This window comes from Nonomuraea sp. NBC_00507 (assembly GCF_036013525.1).
GTDB lineage: Bacteria > Actinomycetota > Actinomycetes > Streptosporangiales > Streptosporangiaceae > Nonomuraea.
Map to the genome: position 1 here is coordinate 4,093,958 of NZ_CP107853.1, position 15,532 is coordinate 4,109,489.

The 15,532-nt window shown below is 69.2% G+C and carries 15 protein-coding genes; 8 read left to right on the forward strand and 7 right to left on the reverse strand.

The features are described from left to right. The first annotated feature begins 14 nt into the window (after positions 1–14). The 7 genes from OHA25_RS20415 (at position 15) to OHA25_RS20445 (ending at position 7,198) form a co-directional block, all read left to right on the forward strand. Positions 15–1,280 carry an enolase C-terminal domain-like protein gene (locus tag OHA25_RS20415; RefSeq protein ID WP_327589115.1) on the forward strand — a complete coding sequence of 422 codons (1,266 nt, stop codon included), beginning with the start codon at positions 15–17 and terminating at the stop codon, positions 1,278–1,280. Then, positions 1,277–2,011, forward strand: a complete 735-nt coding sequence (locus OHA25_RS20420) for an SDR family NAD(P)-dependent oxidoreductase (RefSeq protein ID WP_327589116.1) — start codon at positions 1,277–1,279, stop codon at positions 2,009–2,011. The genes OHA25_RS20415 and OHA25_RS20420 overlap by 4 nt, the downstream gene beginning before the upstream one ends. 15 nt (positions 2,012–2,026) lie before the next feature. Next, on the forward strand, positions 2,027–3,052 hold the full coding sequence (locus OHA25_RS20425; protein WP_327589117.1) for a sugar ABC transporter substrate-binding protein: 1,026 nt from the start codon (positions 2,027–2,029) through the stop codon (positions 3,050–3,052). After that, positions 3,052–4,533 (forward strand): sugar ABC transporter ATP-binding protein, encoded by a 1,482-nt coding sequence (locus OHA25_RS20430; protein WP_327589118.1) that lies wholly within the window; start codon positions 3,052–3,054, stop codon positions 4,531–4,533. Before OHA25_RS20425 ends, OHA25_RS20430 begins: the two co-directional genes overlap by 1 nt. 5 nt (positions 4,534–4,538) lie before the next feature. Then, entirely contained in the window at positions 4,539–5,519 is a 981-nt protein-coding gene (locus OHA25_RS20435; RefSeq protein ID WP_327589119.1) for an ABC transporter permease, read from the forward strand. After that, positions 5,516–6,448: an aldo/keto reductase gene (locus OHA25_RS20440; protein WP_327589120.1), complete on the forward strand. Its 933-nt coding sequence runs from the start codon at positions 5,516–5,518 to the stop codon at positions 6,446–6,448. Before OHA25_RS20435 ends, OHA25_RS20440 begins: the two co-directional genes overlap by 4 nt. A 153-nt stretch (positions 6,449–6,601) precedes the next feature. Next, on the forward strand, positions 6,602–7,198 hold the full coding sequence (locus tag OHA25_RS20445; protein ID WP_327589121.1) for a superoxide dismutase family protein: 597 nt from the start codon (positions 6,602–6,604) through the stop codon (positions 7,196–7,198). 405 nt (positions 7,199–7,603) lie between these two features. Here the strand turns inward: OHA25_RS20445 and OHA25_RS20450 are convergent, their stop codons facing one another. From OHA25_RS20450 to OHA25_RS20480, 7 genes are all read right to left on the reverse strand, one after another. Continuing rightward, positions 7,604–8,062 carry a GNAT family N-acetyltransferase gene (locus OHA25_RS20450; RefSeq protein WP_327589122.1) on the reverse strand — a complete coding sequence of 153 codons (459 nt, stop codon included), beginning with the start codon at positions 8,060–8,062 and terminating at the stop codon, positions 7,604–7,606. Between the two features lie 267 nt (positions 8,063–8,329). Next, complete coding sequence (locus OHA25_RS20455; protein ID WP_327589123.1) at positions 8,330–9,277, reverse strand: DNA polymerase ligase N-terminal domain-containing protein; 948 nt, start codon at positions 9,275–9,277, stop codon at positions 8,330–8,332. Between the two features lie 53 nt (positions 9,278–9,330). Further along, positions 9,331–10,011 (reverse strand): FadR/GntR family transcriptional regulator, encoded by a 681-nt coding sequence (locus tag OHA25_RS20460; protein ID WP_327589124.1) that lies wholly within the window; start codon positions 10,009–10,011, stop codon positions 9,331–9,333. 25 nt (positions 10,012–10,036) lie between these two features. Further along, positions 10,037–11,074: an MBL fold metallo-hydrolase gene (locus tag OHA25_RS20465; protein WP_327589125.1), complete on the reverse strand. Its 1,038-nt coding sequence runs from the start codon at positions 11,072–11,074 to the stop codon at positions 10,037–10,039. A 34-nt stretch (positions 11,075–11,108) separates the two neighbouring features. Beyond that, positions 11,109–12,224 (reverse strand): steroid 3-ketoacyl-CoA thiolase, encoded by a 1,116-nt coding sequence (locus OHA25_RS20470; RefSeq protein WP_305916745.1) that lies wholly within the window; start codon positions 12,222–12,224, stop codon positions 11,109–11,111. Positions 12,225–12,277: 53 nt separating this feature from the next. Further along, positions 12,278–13,273: a sigma-70 family RNA polymerase sigma factor gene (locus tag OHA25_RS20475; RefSeq protein ID WP_327589126.1), complete on the reverse strand. Its 996-nt coding sequence runs from the start codon at positions 13,271–13,273 to the stop codon at positions 12,278–12,280. Between the two features lie 256 nt (positions 13,274–13,529). Next, entirely contained in the window at positions 13,530–14,471 is a 942-nt protein-coding gene (locus OHA25_RS20480) for an NADP-dependent oxidoreductase (RefSeq protein WP_327591014.1), read from the reverse strand. A gap of 77 nt (positions 14,472–14,548) precedes the next feature. Between OHA25_RS20480 and OHA25_RS20485 the strand changes: the two genes are divergently transcribed. Beyond that, positions 14,549–15,511, forward strand: a complete 963-nt coding sequence (locus OHA25_RS20485; RefSeq protein ID WP_327589127.1) for a GlxA family transcriptional regulator — start codon at positions 14,549–14,551, stop codon at positions 15,509–15,511. Positions 15,512–15,532: the final 21 nt, after the last annotated feature.

The following is a 15,532-nucleotide window of genomic DNA, read 5'->3' on the forward strand; positions in this document are numbered from 1 at the left end:
ACAAGATCGTCGGGATGGAGACGCACGATGTGCGGTTCCCGACGTCGCGGCAGCTGGACGGGTCGGATGCGATGAATCCGGACCCCGACTACTCCGCAGCTTATGTCGTGGTCAAGACCGATGACGGGTTCGAGGGGCACGGGTTCGCGTTCACCATCGGGCGTGGGAACGACATTCAGACGACCGCCATCAGCGCGCTCGAGCCGTACGTGCTGGGCAGGGACGTCGAGGATCTCGGCACCCTGTACAAGGACATGGTCAACGACTCGCAACTGCGCTGGCTGGGGCCGGAGAAGGGCGTCATGCACATGGCGATCTCCGCCGTGGTCAACGCCCTGTGGGATCTCAAGGCCAAACGGGCGGGCAAGCCGTTGTGGCGACTGCTGTCCGAGATGTCCCCTGAGGAGATCGTCGATCTCATCGACTTCCGCTACCTGAGCGACGCGCTGACTCCGGACGAAGCCCTCCAAATCCTGAGAAATGCGGAAGACGGTAAGGAAGAGCGGATAAATCAGCTCATCGAGGTTGGTTACCCCGCTTACACGACCTCGCCGGGGTGGCTCGGGTACGACGACGAGAAGTTGCGGCGGCTCTGCAAGGAGGCCCTGGAGCAGGGGTTCGGGCAGATCAAGCTCAAGGTCGGCGCGGACCTCGACGACGACCGGCGCCGTTTCCGGGTGGCCAGGGAGGTGTGCGGCCCCGATTTCCCGATCGCGATCGACGCCAACCAGCGCTGGGACGTCGGCTCGGGCATCGCGTGGATCAACGCGTTGCGTGAGTTCAACCCCCACTGGGTCGAGGAGCCGACCAGCCCCGACGACGTGCTCGGGCACGCCGCCATCGCCAAGGGCATCGAGCCCATCCCGGTGGCGACCGGCGAGCACGTGCAGAACCGCATTGTGTTCAAGCAACTGCTGCAGGCCAAGGCGATCTCCTACCTGCAGATCGACTCCGCCCGCGTCGGGGGGGTCAACGAGAACCTGGCGATCCTGCTGCTCGCGGCCAAGTTCGGGATCCCGGTGTGCCCGCACGCGGGCGGCGTCGGGCTGTGCGAGCTGGTGCAGCACCTGTCGATGTTCGACTACGTGGCGATCACCGGGACCATGGAAGGCCGCGTGATCGAATACGTCGACCACCTGCACGAGCACTTCGTCGACCCGGTCGTGATCCGTGACGGCCGCTACGTCGCCCCGGCCGCGCCGGGCTTCAGCGCGGAGATGCACCCCGAGTCGATCGCCGCGCACACCTTCCCCGGCGGCGAGGTCTGGAGGGACGTGTGACGCTGAAAGCGATCGTGACCGGCGGCGGGTCCGGGATCGGACTGGCGGCTGCCGCCTTGTTCGCCGAGCGCGGCATGAAGGTGGCCTGCCTGGACCTCACTCCGCCGGGCGAGCCGTTCATCGGGATCAAGGTGGACGTCACCGACGACGCCGCGGTGCGCGCCGCGGTGGCCGACGCCGCCGACCGGCTCGGCGGCGTCGACGTGCTCGTCAACAACGCCGGCATCGGCGCGCAGGGCACCATCGAGGACAACTCGGACAGTGAGTGGCATCGGGTGTTCGACGTCAACGTGCTCGGCATGGTCCGGGTGGCGCGGGCGGCGCTGCCGTACCTCAGGAAGTCCCCCCATGCCGCCATCGTCAACACCTGCTCGATCGCCGCGACGGCGGGCCTGCCTCAGCGGGCCCTCTACAGCGCGACGAAGGGCGCGGTGTTGTCGCTGACGCTGGCGATGGCCGCGGACCACCTCCGCGAGGGCATCCGGGTCAACTGCGTCAATCCCGGGACCGCGGACACCCCGTGGGTCAGCAGACTGCTCGGCTCGGCCCCCGATCCGGAGGCGGAGCGGGCGGCACTCAACGCCAGGCAGCCGATGGGCCGCCTGGTCACCGCGGAAGAGGTCGCCGCGGCCATCGTCTACCTGGCCAGCCCCGAGGCCGGTGCGACCACCGGGACCGCGCTCGCGGTCGACGGCGGCATGCAGGGGCTCCGGCTCCGGCCAATCGATTAAGGAAGGTACCCCCCCATGAAGTTCGGACGGGTGATCGCAGGTGCGGCCCTAGTAGCGGTCGTCACCGCTTGCGGCTCAGGGACGTCCACGACGGCAGCAGGAAGCGGCGGCGGCAAGGTCGGCATCGACCACCCCCGGGCCGACTCTGACTTCTGGAACTCCTACATCAAATACGTCCCCCAGAAGGCGGGCGAGCTCAAGGTGGACCTCATGCCCGCCACGAACTCGCAGAACGACGTGGCCAAGCTGGTCAACAACGTGCAGGCGTTGACCGGCCAGGGCGCCAAGGCGATCGTCATGGCCCCGCAGGACACCGGCGCCATCGCCAACACGCTGCAACAGCTCGAGAACAAGAAGATCCCCGTCGTGACCGTCGACACCCGGCCGGACAAGGGCAAGGTCTTCATGGTCGTACGCGCCGACAACCGCGCGTACGGGACCAAGGCCTGCGAGTTCCTCGGCGACAAGCTCGGCGGCAAGGGCAAGGTCGTCCAGCTCCAGGGCGCGCTCAGCTCGATCAACGGCCGTGACCGGTCCGAGGCGTTCCTGGAGTGCATGAAGACCAAGTTCCCCGGGATCACGGTGTTCAGCGAGCCGACCGAGTGGGAGGGCAGCAAGGCCGCGTCCATGCTCCAGACCCGCCTGGAGCAGAACCCCGACATCAAGGGCATCTATATGCACGCCGGCGGCGTCCACCTGGCGCCGACGCTGCAGACGCTCAAGCAGAAGGGGCTGCTCGTCCCGCCGGCCGACTCCAAGCACATCTTCGTGGTCTCCAACGACGGGATCCCGCAGGAGTACGAGGCGATCAGGAAGGGCGAGATCGACGCCACGGTGTCGCAGCCGGCCGACCTCTACGCCCAGTACGCGCTCTTCTACGCCAAGGCCGCGCTGGAGGGCAAGACGTTCAAGGCGGGCCCGACGGACCACGACAGCACGATCATCCAGCTTCCGAACGGCCTAGAGGACCAGCTCCCCGCGCCGCTTGTCACGAAGGACAACGTGGACGACAAGAGCCTCTGGGGTAACCAGGTCAAGTGATGAACATTCACGTTGAAGCCCGAAACGTCGTCAAGCGCTTCGGCCCCACCGTGGCGCTCAACGGCGCGAAGATCGCCATCGCCGAGGGCGAGACCCATGCGCTGGTCGGTCGCAACGGCGCGGGCAAGTCCACCCTGGTGTCGATCCTCACCGGGCTCCAGCAGGCTGACGAGGGCGAGGTGCTGTTCTCCGGACAGGCGGCGCCCGCCCTCGCGGACCGCGACGCCTGGCGGCAGCGTGTCGCCTGCGTCTACCAGAAGTCCACGATCATCCCGGCGCTGACGGTCGCGGAAAACCTCTTCCTCAACCGCCAGACGGACCGCCCCGGCCCGATCGCCTGGCGCGCGCTGCGAGCCAGGGCGCGCGAGCTGCTGGAAACGTATGAGGTGGACGTGGACGCGCAGGCGCTGGCCGGGGACCTGAGCGTGGAGCAGCGCCAGCTCGTGGAGATCGCTCGCGCGCTGTCGTTCGGCGCGAGGTTCATCATCCTCGACGAGCCCACCGCCCGGCTGGACGGGCCGGCCATCGAGCGGTTGTTCGCGCGCATGCGCTCGCTGCGCGAGCAGGGCGTCACGATGATGTACATCTCGCACCACCTCGACGAGGTGTACGAGATCTGCCAGAGCGTCACGGTCTTCCGTGACGCCCGGCACATCGTGACCAGGCCGGTCGCCGACCTGCCGCACGACGAGCTGGTCGCCGCGATGACGGGGGAGGTCACGGCCGCGTACGCGTCCCGCTCCCGCACCCCCGGCGACCGGGTGGTGCTGTCGGGCGAGGGCCTGTCGCTGGCCGGCCGCTACGCAGATATTGATATTTCGGTTAAATCCGGCGAGGTCGTCGGCCTCGCCGGCTCCGCGAGCAGCGGCAAGGTCGGCCTGGCCGAGACCCTGGTCGGGCTGCGCAAGGCCGACGCGGGCACGGTCACGGTCAACGGCGCCCGGGTCAAGCCGGGCGATGTGCCGGCGGCCATGAAGGCCGGGCTCGGATTCGTGCCCGAGGATCGGCACCACGAGGGCTTCATCCCGCTCCTGTCCGTGGGGGAGAACGCCACGTTCCCGATCGCCCGCAAGCTGGGCCGCTACGGCATCGTCTCGCCGATGCGCCGCCGCGCCAAGGCCGAGCAGATGATCGGGACCCTGGACATCAAGACCGAAGGCCCCGATCAACCCGTCGGCGACCTGTCCGGGGGGAACGCGCAGAAAGTGGTGTTCGCGAGGGCGCTCGTGGATGACCCGACGGTGCTGGTCGTGATCAACCCGACCGCCGGCGTCGACGTCAAGGCCAAACAGGCCCTGCTCGGCGCCGTCGAGGACGCGGTCGAGAGGGGCGCGGGGGCGGTTGTGGTCTCCGATGAGCTCGACGACCTGCGGATCTGCGATCGCGTGCTGGTGATGTTCCACGGCAAGGTCGTGAAGGACGTGCCGCGTGGGTGGACCGACCACGAGCTCGTGGCCGTGATGGAAGGCATAGAAGATTGACCACTTTGACCGCACCGATTCCCCGGGTACGCCTGGCCAGGTTCCGTGACCTGACGCTCGTACCAGTGATCGCGATCCTGCTCGTCGTCGGCGCGATCCTGGACCCGACCTTCCTGACCGCGGGCAACCTGACGAACGTGCTGCAGCAGCAGTCGGCGATCTCGCTCCTCGTCCTGGCCGAGGCCATGATCCTGATCGCCGGCAAGTTCGACCTGTCGCTGGAGTCGACAGTCGGCACCGCGCCCGCGATCGCGGTGATGCTGGTGATCCCGGTGTCGGCCGGGGGGTTCGGCATCGGGCTGCCCGGCGCGCTGGCGATTCCGCTCGCGCTGCTGATCGGCGCGGCCATCGGCGCCTTCAACGGGTTTCTGATCATCAGGTTCCAGCTGTCGGCGTTCATCGTCACGCTGGCCATGCTGATCATCGTGCACGGGCTCCTGCTGGGGCCGACCGAGGGCAAGACGCTGTTCGAGCTCCCCGACTCGATCATCTACCTGGGCGGCGCCACGTGGCTCGGACTGCCCGCGGCCATCTGGATCGCCGGGCTGCTGTTCGTGGCCGGGATCTTCGGCCTCGGCTACTTCCGGATCGGCCGCTCGCTGTACGCCATCGGCGGCAACATCGACGCCGCCCGCGCCGCCGGCATCCGCGTGGACCGGGTGCTGTACGGCGTGTTCATCGTCGGCGGGACGCTGGCCGCGCTCGCCGGCGTGCTGGAGACCGGGCGCCTCGGCGCGATCGGCAACAACATGGGCGTCGGCTGGATCTTCATGGTGTTCGCCGCGGCGGTCATCGGCGGCGTGAGCATGGACGGCGGCAAGGGCACGATCCTCGGCGCGCTCACCGGTGTGCTGGTGATCGGCCTGGTGCAGAACATCCTGACGCTCATCGGCGTCTCCGGGTTCTGGCAGCCGGTGATCTACGGCGGCATCATCCTGATCGCACTGATGATCAGCCGAATCGCGGGTGGAAAGGCACAAGATTGACGATCGAGCTGCCCAGATACGGGCTCGGCGGCGCGCCGCTCGGCAACCTCTTCCAGGAGGTGACGGACGAGCAGGCCCGCGCCACGGTGGACGCGGCATGGGACAGCGGCGTGCGCTTGTTCGACACCGCGCCGCACTACGGGCTGGGCCTGTCAGAGCGGCGTCTGGGCACCGCGCTGGCCGGCCGCTCGGACTACGTCCTGTCGACCAAGGTCGGCCGCCTGCTCGTCCCTTCTTCCGGCCCCGGTCGTGACCAAGAAGGCTTCGACGTGCCGGCCCAGCTGGAGCGGGTGTGGGACTTCTCACGCGACGGCGTACGCCGGTCGCTGGAGGAGTCCCTGGAACGGCTGGGCCTGCCCGCCGTCCACGTCGCGCTGATCCACGACCCGGACGATCACCTGGACCAGGCGATCGCCGAGGCGTACCCGGCACTGGCCGAGTTGCGGGCCGACGGTGGGGTGCAGGCGATCGGCGTCGGCATGAACCAGTGGCAGGCGCCACTGCGCTTCGTCCAGGAGACCGACATCGACGTCGTCATGCTCGCCGGCCGCTACACGTTGCTCGACCAGTCCGGCCTCCCGTTGCTGGAGGAGTGCGTGAAACGCGGTGTCAGGGTGCTGGCGGCCGGCGTCTTCAACAGCGGCATCCTGGCCACGGACAGGCCGGCGGGCACGTACAACTACCAGCCGGCGCCGGCGGCGCTGGTGGAGCGGGCCACCAGGATCGCCGGGGTCTGCGAACGCCACGGCGTCTCGCTGCCCCAGGCCGCCATGGCCTTCCCTCTCCGCCACCCGGCCGTCGCGACCATCGTCCTGGGTGCCCGCACGCCGGACGAGGTCACCGCGAACGCCGCCCTGTGGTCCCGGCCGGTGCCTGAGGAGCTGTGGGAGGAGCTGGAGTCGAAGGGGCTTCTGTCCCAGGAGCGCTAGGCCTGCTCAGGCGTTTGCATTGGGGTTGGATGCTCGGTCCTGGTGCGTTGTTGGAGCGACCGATAACGCCCGCGGGTGTGCCTGGCGTGAAAATGGGTACGCGGGTGGATTCTCGCTGGAACACAAAGCAGGGCAACCAGGTACGGGGGCGTCATGCCTGGAAAGATGCATTTGGCTCTAGCCGTCATGCTGGGCACGGGAACGGCAGGTCTCGCGGTCGCCGGGACAGCGGAGGTAAAGCTGGCGCAACCGGCGGCCGAGGCTGTCATCAAGGATGTCGATGGCAAGAGTGTCGGCTCACTGCGTGTGGACAGCGGGGATTCCGGCACGTCCAAAATCACCGTTGCCGTCAGCGGCCTCCCCGCCGGGTATCACGGCTTTCACGTTCACACCAAGGGAGTCTGCGATCCCAGATCGACCGACCCCTCCACCGGCAGCCCGTTCTTCAGCGCGGGCGGTCACTTCGACCTCGGCTCCGGGAGCCACCCGGACCACTCCGGCGACCTGCCCGCCCTCCTCGTGAGCGCGGACGGCGCAGGCAGCGCGACCACTGCCACCGACCGATTCCGAGTTGAGCAGCTTTTCGACGGCGACGGCAGCGCCATCATCATCCACGCCGGACGGGACAACCAGGCCAATATCCCGGACCGCTACCGCCAGACGAATGGCAAGGCCGGCCCCGATGACGAGACCCTCAAGACGGGGGACTCCGGCGGCCGCATCGCCTGCGGCGTGATCAAAGAACGCTAACGCCTCAGGTAGGCGGCCGAGGTGAGGTGGGACTGCATTGCCAGGGTGGCACCCTTCAGGGTCTTCGCTGACGGCATGGCCATTACTTGATGGCCGTACTGGCGTCAGACAGCCCTTAGGGGGTCCGAGGCGGATGCAGCGGGCGGCCCGAGCACGCGTGGCAGCCGCGCAGGTGTGGGGGCTCGTGCACGCGTGGGCCGCCTGTGCACGCTTGGGCCCGCGCACGACGTGGGCCCGCGCACGACGTGGGCCTGTGCACGGTGGGTCGCCTGCGCACGTGCGAGGGGGTGCCTTCGCGTGTCTGCAGGAGGTGCCTTTCTGCAGGCATGTGCGGGCACGCTGGTGGGTCCCATGGGCCCGGGCGTTGGCGGCTTGCGTGGGTTGAGCGGTTGTTGGGTTGCGGGTTCAGGTCGGGACGAGGGCGTAGTTGGCGATCCATAGGCCGGGGATCACCTCGACCTCTCCGGCCAGTACGAACCCGAGCCCCTCGTACAACCTTCGCGCGGGCGCGTTGTCCCGCCCGGTGGACACCACGACCCGCCGCACCCCTGCCCGTACCAGGACCTCCTTGACCAATGCCCGCCCGATGCCGCGCCGCAGCGCGCTGGGATGCACGATCAACCGGTTGACGTCCACCTCGTCATCGGTCTCCTCCCACGCCACGGCCCCGGCCAGCCGCCCGTCCTCGTCCACGGCTCCGAGCCACCGCAACGGCTGCGCCCGCAGGTCGGCCAGGCTCTCGTGCAGCGGTGGGATGCGATCATCCTTGATGATTGCGGCCTCGACGGCGTATGCGGCCTTCTGCAGGGCGAGCAACTCGCCTCCGAGTGGCTCGCCGGCGGGCGAGATTTCGGCAATGAGCACCGGACGAGTATCCCCTATCCGACCTCCCATATCGCGCTCACGGGCATGGCCGACATCCGGTCGCCGAAGGGAAGCGATTGCGGGCCAGTGTGGAGGACAACCCTGCGATGAAGTCATCGCCGAGTCGATCGGCGAGGTATCGCAGACCCTTGAAGTCCGTGGTCAGATAGTCGCCATGATCGTGGTGAAATCGTCGCAAGACTGATGGTGACATGGTCGCAATGATCGTGCTGACATGGCCGTACCAGCCATGATGAATCTGTCGCGCTATGAAGGGATGAACAGCCAGGACTTGGACGGGCCCGGCTCGTACGGTGAGTCCAGGCGTTTCGCCACCACCCCCGGCAACCCCTGCTCGCGAGCCGCCTGCCGCACCGGCCCCGCCTCCCCGGGCCAGGACGGCGCGGTCTGCCAGTGGGCGCTCGACAACCCGAGGGCCTCCAGGGCCGCTCTCCGGGCCTCATACGGCTCCGCGACCAAGGAACGCCCGTCGTCGTACAGGAGGTCGTAGAAGACCAGGATCTCCGCGCCGCCGAGCGTGGCGAGCTCGCCGTCCAGCACCGCCGTGTGGCTGCCGAACGACTCCGCCAGCCCTCGCAGCCACGGATGCTCGCGGGCCGCGTCCGTGCGGCCGCCTTCGATGGGGACCAGGAGGCGGCGCCCGCCCCACGCGAACTCGAACGCGTAGGCGGAGGCGTTCTTTGGCGGTTTCGCCCGCTCGGTCGGGAGCATGGGCTCCAGCGGCGGGAAGGGGTCGCGGATGGGGCCGTCCATGCGGTGGATCATCCAGTTCTTGCCCCGCGTCTGGAACAGCACGAACCGGCCGGAGGCCCGCTTGCCGTGCAGGACGACCTTGACCTCGCGGTCCGACCACTTCTCAGTCTCGTAGGTGCCGGTGTCCCAGACGGTCATGGTGCCGCCGCCGTACTCGCCTTTGGGGATCTCGCCGTGGAAGGTGAGGTATTCCATCGGGTGGTCCTCGGTCTGCACGGCGAGATGGTTGGTCTTCGGGTCGGCGGGCAGCCCTTTCGGGACGGCCCAGGAGACGAGGACGCCGTCGCGTTCCAGCCGCAGATCCCAGTGCAGCGACCGGGCGTGGTGCTCCTGGATGACGAACGCGTTGTCGTCCCCGGTGGGCGGGGCCTCGGCGGGGATGGGCTCAGGGGTGCGGGTGGGGTCGCGCTTGCTCCGGTATCGCTCAAGTTTGTCCGCCACGCCCTGGGTTCTACCCGCCGACACTCTCCCTCACCACGAGGGGAACGCGATGATCAATCCAGCTCCAGCGCCTTGCGCAGCCACGACTCCACGCCTGCCACGTGCACGGTCGCCCAGGAGCGGGCGACGTCGGCCTGGCGGGCCGCGATGGCCTCGTAGATCGCGGTGTGCTGCTCACGCGTCTTGTCCATCGCGCCCTCCTGGGTGAGCCCCCGCCAGATCCTGGCCCGAGTGGTCGGACCTGACAGGCTCTCGATGAACGAGCAAAGCACGCTGTTACCGGATCCCAGCGCGATCCGCTGGTGGAAACGCAGGTCGTTGGCCACGAGCTCCTCGATCGTGGGCTCGGCGGGCAGCGCCTCCAGGATCACCCGCAGCTCGTCGATCTCCTCCTCGCTCATCAGCTTGGTCGCCATCGCCGTCGCGGCCGGCTCCAGGATGCGGCGGACCTCGAAGAACTGCAGCACCGTGTCGTCGCGGTGCAGGTCGAGCACGAACGACATGGTGTCGAGGAGCAGCCGCGGCTCCAGGCTGGTGACGTAGGTGCCGTCGCCCTGGCGCACGTCCAGCACGTTGATCAGGGACAGCGCGCGCACGGCCTCGCGCAGCGAATTACGCGAAAGGCCGAGCCGCTCGGCCAGGTCGGCCTCCTTCGGCAGCCGGTCGCCCGGGGCCAGCTCCCCGGAGACGATCATCTGCTTGATCTTGTCGATGGCTGCGTCGGTGACCGCCACACTCTTCTCCCTAGACATCGGATGTCTATGAGTCTAGAGCCTGGAAACGGACTGGATCGACCCCATCGACCCCCGAGCTCCGCGGGATCCGCCGTACTCCGCCCCTGGCCTCCAGGGTGCGCAGGTGGGCCGCGGCCTCGCCGGCCGCCATGCCTCGCAGCATGGGGGACAACTCGCCCCACGGTCTGTTCCACGTCATCATCGCGGCGACCTCCCAAATGGTCAGCGGCTCCGGCCGCTGGACCAGGAGGGCGCGCAGCCGTGCGAGCTTCTCCTCGTGATGGTGGCGGATCTCGGCCGCGCGTGCGGCCACATCCTGAAATATCCACTCATGGGCGGGCAATGCGTCGAGCGGGCCCAGCTCGCCGACCCGGTCCAAGGACTCCAGGAAATCACCCAAAGGATCGACATCATCACGGTCATAGGGATAAATGCCGACGTGGGGGGTGATGTCGGGGAGGACGTGGTCACCGGTGAACAGCCGGTCGGCGTCCTCCAGGTGCAGGCAGATGTGCCCGGGGGTGTGGCCAGGGGTGTGCACGGCCCGTAGCTTGCGCCCCGGCAGGTCGACCAGGTCACCGTCACGGAGCTCGCGGTCGGGCAGGGCAGGGGGCGTCGGCCGGCTCACCGCCTCCTGGATCTCGCCCGGGTCGGCGCCCGCCCGCCTGAGCATGTCGGACTGGAAGCTCGCGTGCTCGCTCGCGGCCAGCTCGTGCATGAGCCTGACCAGTGCCGCGTCGCTCTCGTGCAGGGCGATCCAGGCGCCGGACACCTCCCTGACCTGTCCGGCGAGCCCGGCGTGGTCGGGATGGAAATGGGTGACGACCACCCCGCTCACCGCGCGCACGTCGATCCCGAGCGCCGCCAGGCCGCCGCTGAGCGCCTCCCACGCCTCCGGATGGTTCCACCCGGCGTCGATCAGCACCGGTCCCTTGGGCGACTCGATGGCGTAGACAAGCGTGTAACCGAGTGGGTTGCCGGGGATCGGCACCGGCACGCTCCACACCCCGCCGCCGAGGTCCTGCGGGCGCTGCTGCGCGTACGGCCTGCGTCTGCTCTTCATCCATCCCCCGATCGAAAGGCGGCCGAATTAGTGATCAGCTGATCCGTTCCAGGATCGTGGCTGTGGCCAGCGCCCCGCCCGCGCACATCGTGACCAGCGCGGTGGTGGAGTCCGAGCGCTCAAGCTCGTGCAGGGCCGTGGTGATCAGCCGGGCGCCCGTGGCGCCGACGGGATGGCCGAGCGCGATCGCGCCGCCGTTCACGTTGACCCGGTCGAGGTCGGGCTCATGCACGCTCGCCCACGACAACACCACGGACGCGAACGCCTCGTTCACCTCGAACCTGTCGATGTCGCCGATCGTCATGCCGGCCGCCGCCAGCACCTTGGCGGTCGCGTCGACCGGCCCGTCCAGGTGGTAGTGCGGCTCGGCCCCGACCAGCGCCTGCGCCAGGATCCTGGCCCGGGGCCTCAGCCCGTGCCGCCGCGCCGCCTGCTCGCTGGTCACCAGCACGGCGGCGGCGCCGTCGGAGATCTGCGAGGATGTGCCGGCGGTGTGCAGCGCGCCCTCCATCACCGGCTTGAGCTTGGCCAGCCCGTCCACGGTGGTCTCGCGCAACCCCTGGTCCCTGCGTACGTCCCCGACCGGCACGATCTCCCGCTCGAACCGCCCGTCGGCCCACGCCTTGGCCGCCAGATGTTGCGAGCGCGCCCCGAACCAGTCGAGCCGCTCGCGCGTCAGCCCGCGCCGCCTCGCGATCCGCTCGGCCGCGGTGAACTGGTCGGGCAGGTCGATGCTCCAGTCGTCGGGCTTGGGCTTGGCGGGCCGCACGTTGCTGCCGAGCGGGGCCCGGCTCATCACCTCTACGCCGCATCCGACTCCGGCCTCGATCACGCCCGCGCTGATCATCGCCGCCGCCAGGTGCACGGCCTGCTGCGAGGACCCGCACTGCGCGTCCACGGTGGTGACCCCCGCCTGGTAGGGCAGCCCGGCGTAGAGCCACGCGTGCCGCCCGACGTGCCCGCCCTGCTCGCCCGCCTGGGTCACGCACCCGGCGAACACCTGGTCGACGGCCGCCGGCTCGATCCCCGACCGCTGGATGAGCCCGTTGAGCGCGGTGGCCAGGATCTGCTGCGGCTTGAGTTCGGCCAGCCAGCCCGCCCGCTTGCCGATGGGGGTGCGAACGGCCTCGACGATCACAGGTGTGCCCATACGTCGCCTCCAGAACGAAGCTCTGGTAAGTGTCTTGGCGACTGTAACGCGTTCTACTTTGGCGTGGAAGTCTCGCTCTCCAAAGTCGAAGGAAGCCCGAAGGTCTCGAAGAGCCTCTCCTCGTGGAACATGCCCACATGGCTGATGCTCTCCCCGGAGAACGTCAGCACCATGATGGCGAACTGGCGGTGGACGCCGTTCTCGCGCAGATACATGGCGAAGGCCGGCTGGCCGTTGGCGGCGATCGGGACCAGCTTGAGGTCGCCGGAGCGCTTGGCCGGGCACTGGTTCTTCGTGAGCTCGACGATCGTCTCCGGACCCTGGTACCACCCGATGAACGGCGGCATCTCCCAGATCGCGTCCTTGGTGAACAGGTCCACCAGGCTGTCGATGTCGTAGTCCTGGAACGCGGCGACGTAACGATCCAGCTTGGCCTGCTGCTCCTCGCTCAGCGGCTCCACCGGGTCGTCCAGGCTCGGCGACACCTCGTTGAGCTGGGCCCGGGCCCGTTGCAGGATGCTGTTGACGGCCGCCGTGGACACGCCGACGGCCTCGGCCACCTCGGCGGCCTTCCACTTGAGCACGTCGCGCAGGATCAGGACCGCGCGCTGCCGGGGCGGCAGGTGCTGCAGCGCGGCGATCAACGCGAGCCTGATGCTCTCACGCGAGGTCACGATCGAGGCGGGGTCGTCGGCGCCCGCGCCGGCCAGCGCGTCGGGCACCGGCTCCAGCCACGGCACCTCGTTGTCCTGCACCAGGGGCGCCGTCGGCTCGGTGCTGGGCGCGCCCAGGCCGGTCGGCAGCGGTCGCCTGTTACGGCTGTCCAGCGCGGTCAGGCACGCGGTGGTGGCGATGCGGTAGAGCCACGTACGCAGCGAGGAACGCCCCTCGAAGCCGTCGTAGCCCCGCCACGCGCGGAGGTAGGTCTCCTGGACGAGATCCTCGGCGTCGTGCACCGACCCCATCATGCGGTAGCAGTGCGCCAGCAACTCGCGCCGCATCGGATCGGCCAGCCGGAGGAACTCCTCGTTGGTTGGCTTGTCGCTCATACCTCCCTGTATAGACCTCGCCACCGACAGACCGATGACTTTTTCCCCTCCGCCCGGTCAATTGAGGCGATCCCCGTAACGGAAGGCAAAGAAATCACCATGAAAACGGATCGTCGGGCTCCGTCACGCGGAGCACGGCCTCCTCCGGGAGCCGCGGGGGCGTCTCGGGGGAGGCCGTGAGGCGAGCCGTCCGTGAGGCCGAGGATCTTCCGTGGCGTCCCCGCGCGAGGGACGGGGACGCCACGGAACCTCGTGGTCAGTGGGGGACCGTGAGGACGATCTTGCCGGTGGTGCGGTTGGTCTCGCCGAGCTCGTGCGCCTTGGCGGCATCCGCCAGCGGCAGCGCGGCCGCCACCTCCACCCGCAGCCGACCGGCCTCGACCAGCGCCGCGATCGCCCGCATCCCGGCCTGATCCGGCTCCACCAGCATGGTCTCCGACCGCAGGCCGAGATCCTTCGCCACGTCGTGCACACCCCGGTCGAACAACGAGAGCGCGAGCGAGACGATCGTGCCGCCCCTGCGCATGGTGCGCAGCGAGCGCGGCCCGTAGTCGCCGCAGATCGTGTCGAGCACCACGTCCACGTCCCGCACGATCTCCGAGAAGTCCTCGGTCCGGTAGTCAATGAGCTCGTCGGCGCCGAGGCCGCGCACGAAGTCGTGCTTGGCGGCGCTGGCCGTGCCGATCACGTACGCCCCGCGGGCCTTGGCGATCTGCACCGCCAGATGCCCCACACCGCCGGCCGCGGCGTGAATGAGCACCCGCTGGCCGCCTTTCAGCCCCGCCACGTCCACGAGTCCCTGGTACGCGGTCAGCGCGGCCAGCGGGAGCGCGGCCGCCTGCACGTGGTCGAGGGTGGCCGGCTTGCGGACGAAGTGCCGGGACGGCGCGGTCACGTACTCGGCGAAGGCCCCGTGCCCGTCCGGGTATTGCAGCATGCCGAACACCTCGTCGCCGGGCTTGTAGAGCGCCTGCCCGATCCCCGACGCCTCCACCACGCCCGAGACGTCGTAGCCGAGGATGAACGGCGGCGGTGTGCTCAGCAGCCCGCCGCTCTCGCGGGTCTTCCAGTCGGTCGGGTTGAGCCCGGCCGCCTCCACTCGTACCAGGACCTCGGTAGGGCCCGGCTCCGGCCGGTCCACCTCGACCATCTTCAGCACTTCCGGGCCGCCCAGGGCGTCCTGACTGATCGCCTTCATCTTCATGCCGTCAAGCCTGCTCTGCACGTAGTCCGCCCGCGAGTGGCCCAAAGGTCATGATGTGTAAAAATCGGGCCATGCATCGTGTGGTCGTCCTTGCCGTTGACGGCGTGATCCCGTTCGAGCTGAGCGTGCCGTCCCGGATCTTCTGCGTGGCGAGGGGAGCCAGTGGCGAACCGCTCTACGAGGTCCTCACGTGCACGATCGACGGCAAGCCCGTCGCCACGGCCGCCGACTACTCCCTCGCCGTCGAGCACGACGCGGGCGCGCTGGCCGGCGCCGACACGGTGGTGGTGCCCGCGGCCGAGTGGTACGCGGAGATCACCGACAGGGAGTCACTGCCGGCCGGGCTGGCCGAGGCGCTGGCCGGGATACGGCCGGGCACGCGGGTGGTGTCCATCTGCATCGGCACGTACGTGCTGGCCGCCGCCGGCCTGCTCGACGGCCGCCCGGCCACCACGCACTGGCGGCACGCCAAGCGGTTCGCCACGCTGTTCCCCCAGGTGCGGATGGATGCGGACGTGCTGTTCGTGGACGACGGCGACGTGCTCACCTCAGCCGGGGCGTCGGCCGGCGTCGACCTCTGCCTGCATCTCGTACGCCGCGATCACGGCAGCGAGATCGCCAACCAGGTCGCCAGGTTGTGCGTGGTCCCGCCATGGCGCGAGGGTGGCCAAGCCCAGTACGTCGAGCAGCCCGTGCCCAACCCGTCCGGCGCCGGCATCGCCCCCACCAGGGCCTGGGCCGTGGAACGCCTGGGCGCCCCGCTCCAGCTCGACGATCTGGCCGGGCACGCGGGCATGAGCCGGCGGACGTTCACCAGGCGCTTCCGGCAGGAGGTCGGGATGAGCCCCGGGCAGTGGCTGACGCAGCAGCGCATCGCGCTGGCCAGGCACCTGCTGGAGAGCAGCGACCTGCCCGTGGACCGCATCGCCGACCGCGCCGGCTTCGGCACCGCGGCCTCGCTCAGGCAACACCTCCAGGCGGCCCTCGGCGTCTCTCCCCATGCCTACCGCCGCACGTTCCGCGCGCTTGAGTAGTGCCCGCTCAGGCGCCCGGTC

Coding starts and splice junctions, on each gene's coding strand:
- OHA25_RS20430 (WP_327589118.1), top strand. CDS start 3,052: ATGAACATTCACGTTGAAGCCCGAAACGTCGTCAAGCGCTTCGGCCCC.
- OHA25_RS20415 (WP_327589115.1), top strand. CDS start 15: ATGGAGACGCACGATGTGCGGTTCCCGACGTCGCGGCAGCTGGACGGG.
- OHA25_RS20465 (WP_327589125.1), bottom strand. CDS start 11,074: ATGAAGAGCAGACGCAGGCCGTACGCGCAGCAGCGCCCGCAGGACCTC.
- OHA25_RS20485 (WP_327589127.1), top strand. CDS start 14,549: ATGCATCGTGTGGTCGTCCTTGCCGTTGACGGCGTGATCCCGTTCGAG.
- OHA25_RS20480 (WP_327591014.1), bottom strand. CDS start 14,471: ATGAAGGCGATCAGTCAGGACGCCCTGGGCGGCCCGGAAGTGCTGAAG.
- OHA25_RS20425 (WP_327589117.1), top strand. CDS start 2,027: ATGAAGTTCGGACGGGTGATCGCAGGTGCGGCCCTAGTAGCGGTCGTC.
- OHA25_RS20475 (WP_327589126.1), bottom strand. CDS start 13,273: ATGAGCGACAAGCCAACCAACGAGGAGTTCCTCCGGCTGGCCGATCCG.
- OHA25_RS20445 (WP_327589121.1), top strand. CDS start 6,602: ATGCCTGGAAAGATGCATTTGGCTCTAGCCGTCATGCTGGGCACGGGA.
- OHA25_RS20470 (WP_305916745.1), bottom strand. CDS start 12,224: ATGGGCACACCTGTGATCGTCGAGGCCGTTCGCACCCCCATCGGCAAG.